This window comes from Streptomyces sp. SPB162 (assembly GCF_029504575.1).
Lineage (GTDB): Bacteria > Actinomycetota > Actinomycetes > Streptomycetales > Streptomycetaceae > Actinacidiphila.
The window spans coordinates 3,617,893-3,634,955 of sequence record NZ_JAQFII010000001.1; the positions used below are offsets into that span (position 1 = coordinate 3,617,893).

A 17,063-nucleotide genomic window follows, 5' to 3' on the forward strand; every position below is an offset into this window, starting at 1 on the left:
TGTCGCGGCTACTACGATGCAGACTCACGCCACATGAGGTGCGGGCGGGTCAGCGGAGGATGGGGGCGGTCGGTCGTGGGCTGGTACGTGTGGGCCATTGCGTGGGTCGTCCTGTCGGGCGGCGGCTGGTGGGGCAACCGGTTCCGGCACGCCATGCGCACCCGGCACGAGCGGAAGGTCGAACTGATCTCCGCCGAGGGCGAGAAGCAGCGGGCGCTGCAGGCGGCGAACCGGCCGCCGGAGGCCATCTGCGGCTGCACGCACCATCTGGCCAAGCACGACAAGCAGGGCAAGTGCCACGAGGTGGTGCAGGCGCCGACCGCGTGGGACGCCGAGAAGAAGCCCGTCTCGTACGAGGCCCGGCCCTGCAACTGCCAGCAGTACATCGGCCCCCGGCCGCTGGAGACGCTCTACGCCGAGGACATCGTCGACCTGTCGTAGCGTCCGGAGCGGTCCGGGACGGTCAGGGGCGGTCCGCAACGGCCAGGGCACTCGCGGTCATCGGGGCATGCCGGCGGCCCCGGTGCGGGGGGTCGCCGGGGCCGTCGGGTTTCGCGGGTGGTCTGTGGTGGCCGTCCGTCAGACGTCGATGCCGTGGCCGCGCAGCCACGGCATCGGGTCGATCGGGTCGCCGGCTCCGGGGCGGACCTCGATGTGCAGGTGCGGGCCCGTGACGTTGCCGGTGGCGCCGACGCGGCCGATGGTCTCGCCCGTGCCGACCTTGCCCGAGGTGCGCACCATGGTGGAGAGGTGGCAGTACCAGATCTCGGTGCCGTCATCGAGGGTCAGGATGACGCGGTAGCCGTACGAGCCCGCCCAGGCGGCCGAGGTGATGGTGCCGCTGTGGATCACGGAGACCGGTGTGCCGGTGGGGGCCGCGAAGTCCTGGCCGGTGTGGGTGGTGGCCCACAGGGAGCTGGACTGCCCGAAGCCCGCGGTGAGCGAGTACGAGGCGACCGGCTTGGTGTACGAGGCCGCGAGTACGGCGAGGCGTTCCGCCTCGGCCTTCGCGGCGGCGGCCTCGGCGGCCTTCTTCTTGGCGGCGGCCTCCGCCTTCGCCGCCGTCGCGGCGTCGCGCACCTTCTGCGCGGCGGCCTCCTTGGCGGCCGTCGCCGCCGCTTCGCCGGCGGCGGCGTCGCGCACCGCCCGGTCCGCCGCGTCCCGCTCCTGGGCCACGTGGTCGAGGATGCGGACGCGCAGCGCCTCGCCCGCGTCGGCGGACCATGAGGGGCTGACGGCGCCGGCGGTCCGGGCGTTCGAACTCGCGGGCGCGGACACCGCGGGCGGCGGCGCGTCGTCCGTGACGAGGGCGTCGATCCCCGGCAACTCGGGCAGATCAGGGAGCGAGATGGGCACCGGCGATTTGTCGGCGGCCGCCGCCATTCCGCCCGCGCCCATCGCGGCCACGGCCGCGACACTCAATACGGTCGAACCACGGGCTATGGAACGCTGCTTGGGAAGCCGGTGCCTGTTCCGGTCCGAGGCGGCGGAGTCCACGGCGGGGCTCCATTCGTCCCATTCCCCGGCTTCTGGAGCCTCGGGTGTAGGGGCGTAGGCAGGGTGATTCGACGCCACGGGTGGCGCTCTCCTTTCCTTCCTTCTCGCCTACCGGGTTAGCTGACGGGTTCGGAGCAGGAAGGTCTCCTACGGGCCGGCTCGTGACGAGGTCGGCCCGATTCACCCCAAGTAGTGGGTCCCCGGTTCCCGCGGACGGGATTCGGCAAGCGCACGGTGCCGCCTCTACGGCGGCAGTGACGACCGCGCTGCGTTATCGAACGGTAATTGAGCGGGGGGTGTTTTCCAAGCCGAAGTGGGGAGTTGGCGAGGGTGATTAATGGGGTGGAATGGATGCAATCGGGCGAACGAGGATGATCGGAGTGATCCGACGGTGATGTGAGCGTTCGTCAGTCGTTATGCGGAGCGAGGTGACTCCATCACGGAACGTGACAACCGGATATCTGACGACGTCGCACGAGGGCGCGGCGGACTTCATCCGGCGCGAGTCTTCACCGGTCTGGACCACTGCCAATTCGCCTGGCCCTTGGCAGCGTTGACGCGCCGGGCCCACCATGGTCGGGCCCCACCCGATGGTCATGCACCCACCCACCATGACGTCCCAGGGAGCCCCCATGGACCGCATGCCCGGCACGCCCGGCACCCCCGGCGCTTCCGGTACCCCCGCGACCACCGCGACGTCGCGGCGCACACTGCTGCGCGGCGGCCTCGCCTTGGGAGCCGTGGCGGCGGCCGGCCTCGCCAACTCGATACGCGCCGACGCCGACGCGGATGCCGCGGCCGCGTCGGTCGACTACCCGTCGGCTGTCTGGTCCCCCGCGAGCACGGGCAACTACACGGCGTCGAACCGGACCACGAGCTATCCGATCGACCTCGTGGTCATCCACGTCACGCAGGAGACCTACACCGACACCATCCGGCTCTTCCAGGACCCGGCGCACGCGGCGAGCGCGCACTACGTCGTCAAGTCGTCGGACGGGTCGATCGGGCAGTGCGTGCGCGAGCACGACATCGCCTGGCAGGCGGGCAACTGGGGTTACAACACGCGCGGTATCGGCATCGAGCACGAGGGGTGGGTGGACCAGCCGGCGTACTTCACGACGGCGATGTACCACTCCTCCGCCGCGCTCACGGCCGCGATCTGCGACAAGTACGGGATACCCAAGGACCGCGACCACATCATCGGCCACGTGCAGGTTCCCGGCACGGACCACACGGACCCCGGGCCCCACTGGGACTGGGTGCGGTACATCCGGCTCGTCAACGGCGTCTGACGCCCCCGCCGCGAGCACCGCCGCGAGCACCGCCGCCGGCCCCGCCCGCAATCGCGAATCGACGCGGCAGCCCTAATGCCCAACCTCCGCATGCCCACCCTCCGCCACGCCTCCCGCTGTTACACAACCAGAACACAGCGAAGACAAATCCTGGACAGTAACTTATTCGGGAATTCCAGTCCGCCGAGGGCCGGCCACGAGAGCACCCCACCTCGTAACTCAATGCCCCCGCCATCGTATTCCCGCTTTAACGTTTCCGCTGACTACTAATCGCTCATGCGTACGTCAACCTGCGAAAACCCACCCCCCACCCGGCTCGCTCCCGCCCCACCCGCTACTCCGAAGGCCCGAGATCCGCTTTCGGAAATGAGCAGTGTTGTGTTTTTATCACCGCCTTCTCGATTCCCCTCCACAAAGTCTGCCCTTTGCTCCACGATGTGACACGGGCGACCTCATGACGGGGAGATCTGAAGGTCGTGCCTATCCCACCGCAACCCAGTTCATTGGAATTAGGGAGGGCCGGGGGCGCCTCAGAGGGCTGTCCTGGCATGCCCTCCCGGGGGAGGAATCCATGGGTCGAACAACCCGCCTTGCCACCGCGTGTACCGCCGCGGCGATGCTCAGCCTCACCTGGCCCGCGGCCGGAGTGAGTTCCGCGGCCACCGCCGCGGCCGTCACACCCAGGATCGATCTGCGGGTGCTCGTCGTCGACGACGGCGGGCCGGCCACGCAGGCCATCACCGCCGAACTCGACAGCGCGGGCACGCCCTACACCACGGTCGACCTGAACAGCGCCGGCCGGCCGCAGATCACCGCGGCCTATCTGAGCGACACGGTCAGCGGCAGGCCGCGTGCCAAGTTCCAGGCCGTCGTCCTGCCGAACGACAACCCGTTCGGCGCCGGGTCCGCGGAAATGGCGGCGCTCGCCGCGTACGAGACGGCCTTCGGCATTCCCCAGGTCGACGCGTACACCTACGCCCGGCCCGAAGTCGGGCTGAACTACGCGCAGGACCCCGGCTACATCGGCTCGCTCGACGGGGTCACCGCCGCGGTGACGGCCACGGCCGGGCCCTTCGGCTACCTCAAGGGCGATGTGCCCTTCGAGGACAACTCGCCGACCCAGGGGGAGAGTTACGCCTTCCTCGCCACGCCGCTCGCGACCCAGACCGCCGGCTCCTCGTTCACCAGCTACGTGGACGCCCCGATCCAGGGGAGCACCGCCCGTGGTTCGCTCGTCGGGCAGTACAGCCACGACGGCCGGCGCGAACTGGTCGTGACCTTCGTCTACAACCAGTACCAGCAGCAGTTCCGGCTGCTCGCCCGCGGCATGGTCGAGTGGATGACCCAGGGGGTCCACCTCGGCGCCGACCGGAACTACTTCGCCCTGCACATGGACGACGTGTTCCTCGGCGACGACCGCTGGAACCCCACCCTCAACTGCACACCCGGCGACGTGGACTGCGCCGTCGGCACCGACCAGTCGGACCCGGACCCCATCCGGATGACGCCGGCGGACGCCACCTACCTCAAGCAGTGGTCGACGGCCAACGGCTTCGCCCCGGACCTGATGTACAACGGCGGCGGCAGCGAGGACTACAAGGCGGAGCACGACGGGACCGACCCGCTCGCGACGCAGCTCCTCGCCGACAAGAGCGCGTACCGCTGGGTCAACCACACCTACACGCACCCGTACCTCGGCTGCGTCCAGGACGTCTCCGTGGTGCCGTGGAAGTGCCAGACCACCGCCACCGGCGCCACGGTGTGGACCAGCAAGGCGGACATCACCGCGCAGATCAAGGACAACACGACCTGGGCCACGCAGCACGGCCTCACCGTCAACAAGCAGGAGCTGCTCACCGGGGAGCACTCCGGCCTGAAGATCCTGCCGCAGCAGCCCGTCGACAACCCGAACCTCCTCACCTCGCTGACCGCGACCGGCGTGACGGTGCTCGGCAGCGACAACTCGCGCGACCCGCAGCAGCGCAAGGTCGGACCGGCGCTGACGGTGCCGCGCTTCCCGATGAACGTCTTCTACAACGCGGGCCGGGCGAGCGAGGAGGTCGACGAGTACAACTGGATCTACACCAGGGCGGCCGACGGCGGCAGCGGCATCTGCGAGGGCTCCGCGACGTCCACCTGCCTGGACGCGCCGCTGGACACGGCGACCGGCTACGCGTCGTACATCGTGCCGCTGGAGGCACGGACGGACCTGGCGCACGTGCTGTCCAACAACCCGCGCCCGCACTACGTCCACCAGTCGAACTTCGCCGAGGACCGGATCGCCTATCCGGTCATGGAGAAGATCCTCGGCGACTACAAGAACCTGTACGCCGCCTCCACGCCCATCGTGACCCTCAAGATGGCCGACATCTCCGCCGAGCTGGCCAAGCGCACGGCCTGGGACGCGGCGGTCAAGGCCAACAAGGTCACCGCCTACCGGATCGGCGACACCGTCACCGTCACCGCGCCGAGCGGCCTGCAGACGACCGCGAGCATGCCCGCCGGCACCCGCCAGGCGCAGCTCATCGGCACCACCGCCTTCGGCGCCGGCTACGCGGGACAGCTGTCCGGCTGGGTCGCGCCGGGAGCGCTGCAGGGCTCGGTGACGCTCAAGCTCACGGCCGCCGCCACACCCGCCGCCGTCACCGCGACGCCGGCCAAGGCCGCCCAGAGCGCCCAGACCGCCAAGGCGACGGACTCGGCGCAGGTGCTGCCCGTGCCGACGGGGGCGACCGACCCGGTTCCGTACGGCCCCGGTGACACCGCCAAGAAGAAGCAGCACCGCAACACCAGGTCAGCACGGCGGTAGCCGGCCCGGCGGCGGCTTCGCGCCGTTGCTGAGCGACCTCGCAGAGAGCACGGAAACACCGATGCAGCGGCGCTGGAGCCGCCGGCACACAGCCGGCGCTCCAGCGCCCTCCAGCGCCGCGAAGGACCGTACGCGGCGCATTCACCGACGGACCCGTGGGGGGACCGATTCGCCATGCAGACCCAGGTGACCTTGCTGACCGAAGGCACATACCCGCACAGCCACGGCGGAGTGAGCGTGTGGTGCGACCAACTCGTCCGCGGAATGCCGGACTTCGACTTCCGCCTGATAGCCGTGACCGGCACCGGGCGGGAGGCTCTTACCTGGGATCTTCCGGGCAATGTACGGGACTTCACCGAAATACCGCTGTGGGGGAACCAGCCGACGGGCCGCGCGCCCCGCGGCCGCCAGTCGCAGCTGTTCCGGGCCGGCTACGAACGCTTCCTGCTGTCGCTGCTCGACCCGGCCGCCGAAACGGAGTTCGCCCCCCAGCTGTACGCGCTGGCGGCACTGGCCCGCGAAGGCTCACTCTCCGCGGCACTCCGCTCCGAGGACGCACTGCGCACCCTGACCCACGTCTGGAACCGGCCGCATGTCGCCGCCGCGGCCTCCCGGCCCACCCTGCACGATGCGCTCACCGCCACTGACCTGCTGGAACACGCGCTGCGTCCACTCCGCGCGGTACCGGAACCGGGAAGTATCACGCACGCCGTCAGCGGCGGTCTCGCGACCCTGCCGGGGCTGATGGCGCACCACGAGCACGGCACACCGTTCCTGCTCACCGAGCACGGCGTCTACCTGCGCGAGCGGTACCTCGGCTACCGGACGGGACCGTACGGCTGGCCCGTGAAGGCCCTCATGCTCGGCTTCTACCGGCTGCTCGCCGAGGAGGCGTACCGCCGGGCCGCGCTCGTCACCCCGGGCAGCCGCTACAACCGGCGCTGGGAGGAGCGCGGCGGGACCGCGCCCGAGCGGATCCGCACTGTCTACAACGGCGTCGACCCCCATGCCTTCCCGATGGCCGGCCCGGAACCGGCCGTGCCGACCCTCAGCTGGGCCGGGCGGATCGACCCGATCAAGGACCTGGAGACGCTGATCCGCGCCTTCGCCCTGGTGCGGGCCGAGCTGCCGCAGGCGCTGCTGCGGCTCTTCGGCGGGACACCGCGGGGTGGTGAGGGGTACCGCGACCGGTGCGTCGCGCTGGCGGGCGAGTTGGGCGTCGGTGACGCGGTGACGTTCGAGGGGCGCGTCGAGGACATCCGCGACGCGTACGCGGCCGGGAACGTCGTGATGCTCTCCAGCATCAGCGAGGGCTTCCCGTTCACCCTCATCGAGGCCATGTCCTGCGCGCGCGCCACCGTCTCGACGGATGTCGGCGGCGTACGGGAGGCGGTCGGCGAAGCGGGTCTCGTGGTGCCGCCGCGCGATCCCGCCGCGATGGCGAAGGCCGCGCTCGCGCTGCTGCGCGACCCGGCGACCAGGGCGTCGATGGGGTGGGACGCGCGGCTGCGGGTGATCGACCAGTTCACGCTGCGCCAGACGATCGAGACGTTCCGCGGCATCTACACCGAACTGTCGGCCCAGCAGCCGTGGCTCGTCCTCACCCCCGTCGGGGTGGAATGGCAGGCGCGCAGCCACCACGGGCCCGGTATCCAGGGTCCCGGCCTGCACGTCCAGCCGGTCCTGGAGTCCGGGGCCGACGACGACACCGTCACGGAGGCCGCCCAGTGAGCGGCCCGCTGCGCCTCGTCCCGCAGGACGGGAGCACGCTGCCGACGGTGCCCAGGCAACGGCAGCGCCGTCGGCCTTCCTGGGCCGAGGATCCGCTGGAGGAGCTGGCCGAGCGCCTCGACGAGGTGTGCGCGGCCGCGGTGCACGCGGACGAGATCGCCGCCGTCCTGGAGTCCGACGGGCTGACGCACGAGCTCATCGTGCAGCGGTACGGGCGGTCCGATCTGTTCGAGCTGGCCGAGGAGTTGCACGCGCGGAGCGCGGGCAGGCGCCGGCACCCCGCGCCGGAGCCCGGCCCCGACCCCTGGCGCATCAACCCCTGGCAGTGCCTGCTGCGGGGGATCGTCTTCGGGCTCCCGGGGCTGGCGTACGTGCTGGGCGGGACGCTCCTGGCGGGTCCGCCGGACGCCTTCGGGCTGCCCGCCGGAACGGTCGCGCTGTCCGCCGCCGCGCTCGCCGGTTGGGCCTGGAACCAGGCGCTGGCGCACCGCGCCTATCTGCGCCTCGGCTCGGACGGGCGGCGGGCGACCGCCCGCTGCCTGCTGCGGGGCGCGCCGGCGGGGGCGCTGCTCGCGTCGGCGATCGCCGTCGGGTTCGCGTCGCGGGGCAGTGACGCCGCCTTCGCCGTGGGGCAGTCCGGCTACCTGGCGGCGGCGACGGCGCTGCTGGTGCTGGGCCGGGAGCGGGATCTGCTGCTCGCGCTCGCCCCGACGACGGTGGGCGCCACGTTGCTGCTGGTGTGGGATCTGCCCCCGGCGCTGCGGGCCTGCCTGGTCATCGCGACGCCGGTGGCGGCGCTGCTGGTCGCCGGCCGGCAGGTCATCCGCGGGCTGCGCACGCCGCCCGAGGTGGGCGCACCCGCGCCCCCGCCGCTCACCGCCTCCGTTCCGTATGGGCTGTACGGGCTGGCCAGCGCGGTGCTGGTCCTCGTGCTGGCCCTGGGCGCGGGTGTCTCGGCGGTCGCGCTGACGCTGAGCATGGGCGCCGCCGAGTGGCTGCTGTACCGGTTCCGCGGCCGCGGCGTCAGCGCGCTCCGGCGCAGCGTCGACGCCGGAGGCTTCAGGACGCGGTCGGCCTCGGCCCTGCTGCGGTGCCTGGCCGGGTACGTGACCGTCCTCGCGGCGCTCGCGGCGGCCCTCACCGCGCTGTGGCCGGGCGCGCCGGCACCCGGCCCGCTGCGGCTGTGCGCGCTGCTGACGCTCGGCGCGGTGCTGTGGCTCTCGCTGCTGCTCCAGGCGTTCGGCGCCGCGTGGCCCGCCGCGCTGGTCTGCCTGGCCGCCGCCGTCATCGAAGTGGCCTTCCTGTGCTGGAAGTTCGGTGACCATCCGGTCGTGCAGGTGGTCGCCTGCGCCAGCGCGGCGGCCGTACTGATCGCCATCGCCTGCTCGCTGCTGGGCCGTGCCACGTCCCACCGCTGAGAACCGGAACCGTCCCCTTGCAAACGATTCGAGAAACCGGAGCATCCGACATGACATTGGTAGCCGTCACCGGCGCCGAGGGCTTCATCGGCTCACACCTGGTGGAGGCGCTCGTCGCCTCGGGCCACCGGGTACGCGCCATGGCCCAGTACAACTCGTTCTCGTCCTTCGGCTGGCTGGAGACCCTGGACGCGGAGACGATGAGCCAGGTGGACGTGGTCCTGGGTGACGTCCGCGACCCGGGCTCCGTCCGCGAGCTGGTGGAGGGGGTGGAAGCCGTCTACCACCTGGCCGCGCTGATCGCGATCCCGTACTCGTACCGGGCGCCCCACTCCTACGTGGACACCAACGTCACCGGCACGCTGAACGTGCTGGAGGCCGTCCGTCACCTGGAGATCCCGCGGCTGGTGCACACCTCCACCAGCGAGACGTACGGGACCGCGCAGACCGTACCGATCTCCGAGGACCACCCGATCAACACCCAGTCCCCGTACGCGGCCTCGAAGGCCGGCGGCGACCGGCTGGCGGACAGCTACTTCGCGAGCTTCGGGACGCCGGTGGTGACGCTGCGGCCGTTCAACACCTTCGGGCCGCGGCAGTCCATGCGGGCGGTGATCCCGACGGTGATCGGGCAGGTGGCCGCCGGGGAGCGGACCATCACCCTCGGCGACCTGCGGCCGACGCGCGACTTCAGCTACGTGCGGGACACCGCGCGCGCGTTCCTCGCGGTGGGGACCGCGCCCGCCGGGAGCGTGGTCGGGCGGACCTTCAACGCCGGGACGGGCGGCGAGATCAGCGTCGGCGACCTGGTGCAGCTGATCGGCAAGCTCATGGAGACCGAACTGGACGTCGTCGAGGACGAACAGCGCATCCGGCCCGCGGGCTCCGAGGTGATGCGGCTGGTCTGCGACGCCACCCGGCTGCGGGACGCGACCGGCTGGGCGCCCGACCACAGCCTGGAACAGGGGCTGGAAGCCACCATCGCGTTCTTCCGCGACCCGGCGAACCTCGCCCGCTACAAGACCGCGCTCTACAACATCTGACTCCGCACCACACCTGACCCGACGCCTACCAGCACACGACGTCTGGCCGCCAGGCCAGAAGGGGGCCCACCACATGCACGCAGTCATTCTGGCCGGAGGCAAGGGCGTCCGGCTGCTGCCGTACACGACCGCCCTGCCCAAGCCGCTCGTGCCGATCGGCGACCAGCACGCGATCCTGGAGATCGTGATGCGGCAGCTGGCGAACGCCGGCTTCACCACCTGCACCATCGCCATCGGCCACCTGGGCCACATCATCCGTGCCTATGTCGGCAACGGATCGCAGTGGGGAATGCGCGTCGGCTACTCCACCGAGGACAGCCCGCTCGGCACGATGGGGCCGCTGCTCACCATGCTCGACCGGCTGCCCGAGCACTTCCTCGTGATGAACGGCGACATCCTCACCGACCTCGATTTCGGGGACGTGCTGCGGTACCACGAGACCACGGAGGGCCCGCTGACCATCGCCACCTACGACCGCAAGGTGAACATCGATTTCGGGGTGCTGACCACGGACTCGGGCAACGTCGTGGCCTTCACCGAGAAGCCGAGCATCGACTACCGGGTCTCGATGGGCGTCTACGGCCTGTCCCGTTCGACGCTGCTCGACTACACGCCGGGGCTGCCGCTCGGCTTCGACGAGCTGGTGATCGACCTGCTGAACGCCGAGACACCGCCGAGCGCGTACGACTTCGACGGCTACTGGCTCGACATCGGCCGTCCCGACGACTACGACCGCGCCAACGCCGAGTTCACCACCCACCGCGGCCTGCTGCTCAAGGGAGCGTGAGCCGACACCATGCGACGTGTCCTCTGTCTGGGTTCCACCGGATTCCTCGGCGCCCACGTCGCCGGGCAACTGCGCGCCCTCCCGGGCGTGCGGGTGCTCGGCGGCGGCCGGACCACCCCCACTCCCCCATCCCATGATCTGCCACCGGGTTCGCCGCCGGGCCCGTTGGTCGACAGCCTGCCGATCGACCTGGCCACCATTTCCGTCGAAGCGCTGACGGAGGCGCTGCGGGCGCTGGACCCCCACGCCGTCGTCAACTGCGTGGGAGCGGTGGGCAGCAGTCCGCTGCGGCTCGCCGAGCTGAACACCCGTGGGCCCGCCGTCCTGTGCGAGGCGCTGCGGCGGGCCGCGCCCGCCGCCCGTCTCGTCCACCTCGGCTCGGCCGGCGAGTACGGTGCCACGGCCCCCGGCCGGTCGATCGACGAGTCCGCGCCGACGCTGCCGCAGGGGGCGTACGGGGCCACGAAGCTGGCCGGCACGCTCATCGTCTCCCAGTCGCCGCTGGACGCCACGGTGCTGCGGGTCTTCAACCCGGTCGGCCCGGGGTCGCCGGAGGCGAGCCTCCCCGGCCGGCTCGTCGCCGAGCTGCGCCGGGCGCTCCCGGACGGCGCGGACGGCGTGATCCGCGTCGGCGACCTGTCCGCGTACCGCGACTACATCGATGTGCGCGACGTGGCGCGGGCCGTTGTGCTGGCCGCCATGGCCCCGGGGCCGCTGCCACGGCTCCTGAACGTCGCGGGCGGCGGCGCCACGCCGGTGCGCGCGATCGCGGACGGGTTGATCGTCGCGTCCGGCTTCCAGGGCCGGATCGAGGAGAGCGGGCAGGGATCACACCGTTCGGCGTCGGTCTCCTGGCAGCGCGCGGACGTCTCGGCGGCGGTCGCGGCCCTGGGCTGGCGTCCGCGCCTCACCCTCGCGCAGTCGCTCGCGGACCTGTGGAACGAGGGGTCGCCGGCGCCGGTTGCCGCGGTGGATCCGCCCCGGGCGGTGGTCTCCGCGCCGATCTGGGTCCCGGCCGCGCCATGACCGGCGGGAAGCTCCTCGTCCCGCTCTACGTCCACCCGGCCGTCGACCCCGGCGCCTGGCGGACGCTGGTGGGGGCGGCCGACCTGCTCTACGGCGTCGTGCTGAACGTCGCCGACGGGCCGGGCACGGTCCGCGACCCCGCCTTCACAGCGGTGGCCGGGGAGTTGCGGGCGGCGGGGGTGCGCGTCCTCGGATACGTGGACACCGCGTACGGCCGCCGCCCCACCCACGCGGTCGTCGCCGACCTGCGCCACCACCGCACGTGGTACGGCACGGACGGCGTCTTCTTCGACCAGGCGGCGGCCGACATCGGGCTGGTGAGTTACTACCGCTGGCTGGCGCGGACCGCGCGCGTCGGCGGGTCCCGGACCGTCGTCCTCAACCCGGGCGCGCACCCCGCGCCCGGGTACGCCGAGATCGCCGACCTGCTGGTGACGTTCGAGGGCAGCTGGGCCACGTACCGCGCGGCGGCGGCCGTGCCGGCCTGGACGAAGCGGTATCCGGCGGAGCGCTTCTGCCATCTGGTGTACGACGTGCCCGTCAAGTTCTGCGGCCTCGCCTCCCGTACCGCCGGGCTGCGCGGCGCGGCCGTGCACTGCGCGGTCCCGGGAAGCGGGGCCAACCCCTGGCAGGGTGTGTCCCCGGATCTCATCGACGCTTCCCACGGTCGGCACCGGCACCCTCAGGAGGAACGCCGTTGAAGCGCAGGTCCACCACCGGCCGCCGGCCTCTGGCACTCCTCCTCCCGTTGCTGCTCCTGCCGCTCGCGGCCTGCGCTTCCGCATCCGGTCCAGGTCCCGACCACGGCCCCGCCCCGGACGCCCGCCGCCCCTCGCCCGTCCCCGCTCCGGACGTCCGCCGCCCCTCCCCCGTCCCCTCTCGCGTTCCTTCCCCTGTCCCCTCCCCCATCCCCGCGCCGCCGGCCGACCGCTGGCGGCCGCACCCGGGCACCGCCTGGCAGTGGCAGCTCAGCGGCAAGGTCGACACACGTATCGACGTACCCGTCTACGACATCGACGGTTTCGAGAACGACGCGGCCACCGTCGCCCGGCTGCACGCCGCCGGCCGCAAGGTCATCTGCTACGTCAACGCGGGCGCGTGGGAGGACTACCGCCCCGACCGGACGACATTCCCCGCCGCGCTCCTCGGGCTCGGCAACGGCTGGGACGGCGAGCGGTGGCTCGACATCCGCCGCGTGGACCTGCTGCGCCCCCTGATGGCGAGGCGTTTCGACCTGTGCCGCGCCAAGGGCTTCGACGCGGTCGAACCCGATCTCATGGACGCGTACACCAACCACACCGGCTTCCCGCTGACCGCCGCCGACCAGCTCGCCTACAACCGCATGCTCGCCGGGCTCGCCCACGCGCGCGGGATGGCGGTCGGTCTCAAGAACGACCTGGAGCAGATCCCCCAGCTGGTCGGCGACTTCGACTTCGCCGTCAACGAGCAGTGCGCCGAGTACGACGAGTGCGACGAGCTGACCCCGTTCATCACCGCGGGCAAGGCGGTCTTCCACGCCGAGTACTCCGTGCCGACGGCCACGTTCTGTCCCACCGCCCGCCGGCTCCGCCTCACCTCGATGCTCAAGCACCTGAACCTCGACGCGTGGCGAGAGCCCTGCTAGGCCGGAAGGGTTTGCCTGGTTCGCGGCGTCCGGCGCGGTGCGTCGCACGGCGGAGGGTCGTCCTCGTACCGGGCTTCTCGGACGACTCCGACAACGCAGCGAAGTGCCGTGCCGGGCGTCGCGAACCGGTGAACCTTTCCGACCAGAGCACCAGGGCGGCGTCGTTCCTCAGGCGTTGCAGGTGAGCGCTGCGGTGGACTTCCAGAGGGTCGGGCTGATCCGGAAGGCGACCGGGGCAAGGGTCAGCGAGCACTGGGCGGTGGTGTAGCCCGCTGCCGTGGCCTGGGCGCGGGCGCTGTTGTAAGCGGCGAGGCTCGAGGCGAAGGCGCTGCCGCTGTACGCCTTGCCGACGAAGACCGCCTGGCCGGTGACGGCGGTCTGGGCGCCGGCCGGCAGGGCGCCGACGGTCAGCAGGAGGGCGCCGGCGGCAAGGGTGGACCCGAGTGCGCGCTTGAGCACGGTCATGGATGAGGCCCTTCTGGGGAGAGTGGTTCCTCGTCCGAGGAGCCACGACGTCGAGGATCCGTCCCCGCCTTCGAGGATCTGTGGAGCCTCGGTGCAGATCGGATTCTTGTCGTGGCGGTGGGATGCGAACAAGGGCCGTACTCGCCTTCCGCGCGCGGGCCGGCCGGTAACCGTCGGCGCCGGGCCGATCGCGGCGGCCCTGGTACCCGCCGCGACGACCCTCCCGGCCCGGCTGCGTGCCTGAGGCTCCGGCCGACTACGCGGCGACGGCGACCGCCCGGCGGGTGAGCAGGGTCTTCCTGCCGACCGGGCGGGTGGCGGTCGCGGACCGGGCACCGTGCGCGAAGACCATGACCCGCAGGACCACGAAGCGTCCGATGCCCGCCAGGCCGGACGCCGACAGGTAGACGGTCTGCTCCAGCAGCGGCCCGGGGTTCGGGTGGACCGCGTGCAGGGCGAGCAGGGCGCCGGTGGTGAACAGGTAGCAAATGGTGGCGGTGAGACCGGACTTGAGGTGGTCGGCCGGTCGGGCGTGGCCTGCCCTGAAGGTGAAGCGGCCGTGCAGCTCGGTGGCGAGCAGGGTGGACAGGACGGTCACCACCGCGTTCGCCAGCGCGATCGGCGCGTGGCCGGAGGCCAGCAGCATCGCCCCGCTGGACAGCAGCCCAACTCCCCCTCCACAGACGACGAAGCGCACGAACGCCGCCAGCGGGCCGGTGGGGGCCGGGGCTGGTACCGAGATGGCGGCCATGTCGAACTCCTTGTCAGTGGCTGGTGTCACTGACTCTGCCGCACCGGACTCCCCCGACCCATCCGGCTCATGCCCCATAACTCCTGGGGGTTATCCCTACCCCGCCCCCTAGGCCGTGTCTGAGGATCTTCGCCGCCGGGCTCGGGCGCGGGAGCTCTCCCGCAGGTCGGAGCAGGTCAGGCGTTACCCGGCAGCCGCTCGACCGCTTCCTTGGCTTCCTTCAACCCGGCGCCGGTCAGGTCGCGGTAGGCCTTGATCGCCTGGATCTTCTTGCCCTCGCGCAGCAACGCGTCGATCCCTCGCAGATCGGGGGAGGTCGGGTCCTCGACGCCGAGATGCGTCAGGATCAGTTCCTGACGGCGTTCCATGAACTTCACCCGGCGCTCGACCCGGTCGACCTTCCGCTCGATCGCGGAACACATCGCCCCGAAGCCGACCAGCGCGAACATCACCACTATGTACGTCACGGGGAACGAGCCTACCGAAGGGTCACCACCGGGCTGGAACAGAGGCGCGCCCCGGTCGGGAAACCCGACCGGGGCGCTCTCGCAGGACGCCGGTGGCGAGACCGGTACGCCTGCGGGTAGGCCATGTGGGACTCGAACCCACAACCAATGGATTAAAAGTCCACTGCTCTAACCATTGAGCTAACGGCCCGTTGTTCCTCCCAGCATAGCCGGGTGCGGAGCGCGGTCCGCGCCGCATCACCGCCGGTCAGCCGTAGGAAGGGGCGCGGAAGGGGGCGCCTGGAGGGGCCCGGAGGGACGGCGGACGGGGGGCGGCTCGGGCCAGGGCCCGGCGGGTCCGGCCGGGAAGGACCGCCCGCGGGACCGGATCCGGCCACTCCGGACGCAGAGAAACCGCAGGTCATCCGGGGATGACCTGCGGCTCTCGCTGTGGGCCATGTCGGACTCGAACCGACAACCAATGGATTAAAAGTCCACTGCTCTGCCAATTGAGCTAATGGCCCGCAACCCGCAGCATAGCCCGGCGAGGGGCGCAGGTCCGAGTCTTATCGGCGGTGGATGATCTGTGCCCGGACCGGGCAGGACGCCACCCCCGCCCGCGCCCGGCACACGGCCGGCTCAGTCGGCCCGGGTCCGTGCCCCGCCACCGGCACCCTCGGTGGCCGGTTTGAGGAACCAGTGACGGGCGGAGACCAGCCACCAGGTGGCGGCGAAACCCAGGACGACGAGGACCGCCACCGGCGCGTAGTTGAAGCTCTTCGCCGTGACGGGACTCACCTGCGGCAGCATGAACAGCACGGTGATCAGCGCGACCCACCCCAGCGCGAGCAGCCCGACCGGCCGGCTCCAGCGCCCCAGGTGCCACGGGCCGCGCTCGAAGGCGTCGCCCTTGCGCAGCCGCAGGAACGTCGGGATGACGTAGGCGATGTAGAGGCCGATCACGGCGATCGACGTCACCGCCGCGTAGGCGGTCGGGTTGATCAGGTACGGCAGGCCGAGCAGCATCGCGCCGAGGGCGGCGAGCCAGACGGCGTTGGTGGGCGTGCGGGTGCGCTGGTTGATCCGGTGCCAGACACGGGAGTACGGAAGGGCGCCGTCGCGCGAGAACGCGTAGATCATGCGGCTGTTGGCCGTGACGGACGCCATACCGCAGAAGAGCTGCGCGATGATCACGACGAGCAACAGCGCCTTGCCGCCGGTCGCGCCGAGCCCGTCGATGAGGATCTGCGCCGGCGGCACGCCCGTGTCGCTGTCCAGGGCTCCGGTGTAGCTGTGGATGGAGTAGGTGAACCCGAGCAGCAGCACGAAACCGGCGACCCAGGACGTCCAGATCGACCGGACGATGCCGCGGGGCCCGGCGACGGAGGCGTCGTGGGTCTCCTCGGTCATGTGGGCGGAGGCGTCGTAGCCGGTGAAGGTGTACTGCGCCATCAGCAGGCCGATGAGCACCACGTAGAGACTGCTGTTCCACCCCGTGTTGTTGACGAACTCGGTGAAGACGAAGGACGTGGACTGGTGGCTGTCGGGCACGATCGCCAGCGCTCCGACGATGACGACGACGCCGATCACGTGCCACCACACGCTGATGTCGTTGAGCAGGGCGACGATGCGCACCCCGAAGGTGTTGAGCACGCCGTGCAGCACGAGGATCGCCGCGAAAAGGATCATCGTGTGGCCGGGGGTGGCGGGCCAGTCGAACTGCAGCGTCAGGTAGGCGTTGAGGAAGCTCGCCGCCCCGAAGTCGATGCCCGCGGTCACCGCGACCTGCCCCAGCACGTTGAACCACCCGGTGAACCACGCCCAGGCGGCGGCGCTGCGCTCCGGCGCCAACGCCCGCGCCCAGTAGTACAGCCCGGCCGAGGTCGGATACGCGGAGCAGACCTCCGCCATCGCCAGCCCGACCACGAGCGTCATCAGCCCGACGCCCACCCAGCCCCACATGATGACCGCCGGGCCACCGGTGTTCATGCCGAACATGTACAGCGTCAGACACCCGGACAGCACCGAGATGATCGTGAACGACACCGCGAAGTTCGAGAACGCCGACATGCGCCGCGCGAGCACTTGGGTATACCCCAGTTGCCGCAACCGCTCCTCGTCGGACCCCTCGGGCGGATCCGGCGGCTGATCCGTACGCATTGTTGTCATGCCCC

General features: G+C 71.3%; 15 protein-coding genes, 2 tRNA genes and 1 riboswitch. Of the genes, 10 read left to right on the plus strand and 7 right to left on the minus strand.

What is annotated here, in order from left to right:
• Window positions 1-33 precede the first annotated feature (33 nt).
• Entirely contained in the window at window positions 34-441 is a 408-nt protein-coding gene (locus M2266_RS16470) for a hypothetical protein (RefSeq protein WP_277438875.1), read from the plus strand.
• Window positions 442-579: 138 nt separating this feature from the next.
• Here M2266_RS16470 and M2266_RS16475 read toward each other — a convergent pair whose 3' ends face one another.
• Window positions 580-1,497 carry a M23 family metallopeptidase gene (locus tag M2266_RS16475; protein WP_277438876.1) on the minus strand — a complete coding sequence of 306 codons (918 nt, stop codon included), beginning with the start codon at window positions 1,495-1,497 and terminating at the stop codon, window positions 580-582.
• Window positions 1,498-1,587: 90 nt separating this feature from the next.
• Window positions 1,588-1,733: riboswitch (cyclic di-AMP (ydaO/yuaA leader) on the minus strand.
• Between the two features lie 405 nt (window positions 1,734-2,138).
• Between M2266_RS16475 and M2266_RS16480 the strand changes: the two genes are divergently transcribed.
• The 9 genes from M2266_RS16480 (at window position 2,139) to M2266_RS16520 (ending at window position 13,227) form a co-directional block, all read left to right on the plus strand.
• Window positions 2,139-2,789, plus strand: coding sequence for an N-acetylmuramoyl-L-alanine amidase (locus M2266_RS16480; protein WP_277441233.1), 651 nt, complete (start codon window positions 2,139-2,141; stop codon window positions 2,787-2,789).
• A gap of 571 nt (window positions 2,790-3,360) precedes the next feature.
• Window positions 3,361-5,598, plus strand: a complete 2,238-nt coding sequence (locus tag M2266_RS16485; protein ID WP_277438877.1) for a hypothetical protein — start codon at window positions 3,361-3,363, stop codon at window positions 5,596-5,598.
• Between the two features lie 174 nt (window positions 5,599-5,772).
• Window positions 5,773-7,329 carry a GT4 family glycosyltransferase PelF gene (gene pelF / locus M2266_RS16490; protein ID WP_277438878.1) on the plus strand — a complete coding sequence of 519 codons (1,557 nt, stop codon included), beginning with the start codon at window positions 5,773-5,775 and terminating at the stop codon, window positions 7,327-7,329.
• Entirely contained in the window at window positions 7,326-8,747 is a 1,422-nt protein-coding gene (locus M2266_RS16495; protein WP_277438879.1) for a hypothetical protein, read from the plus strand. The genes pelF and M2266_RS16495 overlap by 4 nt, the downstream gene beginning before the upstream one ends.
• A gap of 50 nt (window positions 8,748-8,797) precedes the next feature.
• Window positions 8,798-9,790 (plus strand): SDR family NAD(P)-dependent oxidoreductase, encoded by a 993-nt coding sequence (locus tag M2266_RS16500; protein WP_277438880.1) that lies wholly within the window; start codon window positions 8,798-8,800, stop codon window positions 9,788-9,790.
• A 73-nt stretch (window positions 9,791-9,863) separates the two neighbouring features.
• Window positions 9,864-10,577 (plus strand): sugar phosphate nucleotidyltransferase, encoded by a 714-nt coding sequence (locus M2266_RS16505; RefSeq protein WP_277438881.1) that lies wholly within the window; start codon window positions 9,864-9,866, stop codon window positions 10,575-10,577.
• Window positions 10,578-10,586: 9 nt separating this feature from the next.
• Entirely contained in the window at window positions 10,587-11,603 is a 1,017-nt protein-coding gene (locus M2266_RS16510; protein ID WP_277438882.1) for an NAD(P)-dependent oxidoreductase, read from the plus strand.
• The gene (locus tag M2266_RS16515) at window positions 11,600-12,304 is read left to right on the plus strand and encodes a spherulation-specific family 4 protein (RefSeq protein WP_277438883.1); all 705 of its coding nucleotides are present in this window, start codon (window positions 11,600-11,602) and stop codon (window positions 12,302-12,304) included. The genes M2266_RS16510 and M2266_RS16515 overlap by 4 nt, the downstream gene beginning before the upstream one ends.
• A complete protein-coding gene (locus tag M2266_RS16520) occupies window positions 12,301-13,227 on the plus strand; it encodes an endo alpha-1,4 polygalactosaminidase (protein ID WP_277438884.1) in 927 nt (308 codons plus the stop codon). Before M2266_RS16515 ends, M2266_RS16520 begins: the two co-directional genes overlap by 4 nt.
• Before the next feature lie 168 nt (window positions 13,228-13,395).
• Here M2266_RS16520 and M2266_RS16525 read toward each other — a convergent pair whose 3' ends face one another.
• The 6 genes from M2266_RS16525 to M2266_RS16550 form a co-directional block, all read right to left on the minus strand.
• The gene (locus M2266_RS16525) at window positions 13,396-13,692 is read right to left on the minus strand and encodes a hypothetical protein (protein ID WP_277438885.1); all 297 of its coding nucleotides are present in this window, start codon (window positions 13,690-13,692) and stop codon (window positions 13,396-13,398) included.
• Window positions 13,693-13,948: 256 nt separating this feature from the next.
• Window positions 13,949-14,443 carry a hypothetical protein gene (locus tag M2266_RS16530; protein WP_277438886.1) on the minus strand — a complete coding sequence of 165 codons (495 nt, stop codon included), beginning with the start codon at window positions 14,441-14,443 and terminating at the stop codon, window positions 13,949-13,951.
• A 176-nt stretch (window positions 14,444-14,619) separates the two neighbouring features.
• Complete coding sequence (locus M2266_RS16535) at window positions 14,620-14,892, minus strand: ribosomal protein L7/L12 (protein ID WP_277438887.1); 273 nt, start codon at window positions 14,890-14,892, stop codon at window positions 14,620-14,622.
• A gap of 135 nt (window positions 14,893-15,027) precedes the next feature.
• Window positions 15,028-15,100 (minus strand) — tRNA-Lys (locus M2266_RS16540).
• Between the two features lie 240 nt (window positions 15,101-15,340).
• A tRNA-Lys gene (locus M2266_RS16545) sits at window positions 15,341-15,413 on the minus strand.
• 115 nt (window positions 15,414-15,528) lie between these two features.
• Complete coding sequence (locus M2266_RS16550; protein ID WP_277441234.1) at window positions 15,529-17,049, minus strand: amino acid permease; 1,521 nt, start codon at window positions 17,047-17,049, stop codon at window positions 15,529-15,531.
• Window positions 17,050-17,063 lie beyond the last annotated feature (14 nt).

Bases quoted from the DNA above. Each gene is read 5' to 3' on its own strand.
- M2266_RS16470 (WP_277438875.1), top strand. From the start codon at position 34: ATGAGGTGCGGGCGGGTCAGCGGAGGATGGGGGCGGTCGGTCGTGGGC.
- M2266_RS16480 (WP_277441233.1), top strand. From the start codon at position 2,139: ATGCCCGGCACGCCCGGCACCCCCGGCGCTTCCGGTACCCCCGCGACC.
- M2266_RS16485 (WP_277438877.1), top strand. From the start codon at position 3,361: ATGGGTCGAACAACCCGCCTTGCCACCGCGTGTACCGCCGCGGCGATG.
- pelF (WP_277438878.1), top strand. From the start codon at position 5,773: ATGCAGACCCAGGTGACCTTGCTGACCGAAGGCACATACCCGCACAGC.
- M2266_RS16500 (WP_277438880.1), top strand. From the start codon at position 8,798: ATGACATTGGTAGCCGTCACCGGCGCCGAGGGCTTCATCGGCTCACAC.
- M2266_RS16505 (WP_277438881.1), top strand. From the start codon at position 9,864: ATGCACGCAGTCATTCTGGCCGGAGGCAAGGGCGTCCGGCTGCTGCCG.
- M2266_RS16510 (WP_277438882.1), top strand. From the start codon at position 10,587: ATGCGACGTGTCCTCTGTCTGGGTTCCACCGGATTCCTCGGCGCCCAC.
- M2266_RS16515 (WP_277438883.1), top strand. From the start codon at position 11,600: ATGACCGGCGGGAAGCTCCTCGTCCCGCTCTACGTCCACCCGGCCGTC.
- M2266_RS16525 (WP_277438885.1), bottom strand. From the start codon at position 13,692: ATGACCGTGCTCAAGCGCGCACTCGGGTCCACCCTTGCCGCCGGCGCC.
- M2266_RS16530 (WP_277438886.1), bottom strand. From the start codon at position 14,443: ATGGCCGCCATCTCGGTACCAGCCCCGGCCCCCACCGGCCCGCTGGCG.
- M2266_RS16535 (WP_277438887.1), bottom strand. From the start codon at position 14,892: ATGTTCGCGCTGGTCGGCTTCGGGGCGATGTGTTCCGCGATCGAGCGG.
- M2266_RS16550 (WP_277441234.1), bottom strand. From the start codon at position 17,049: ATGCGTACGGATCAGCCGCCGGATCCGCCCGAGGGGTCCGACGAGGAG.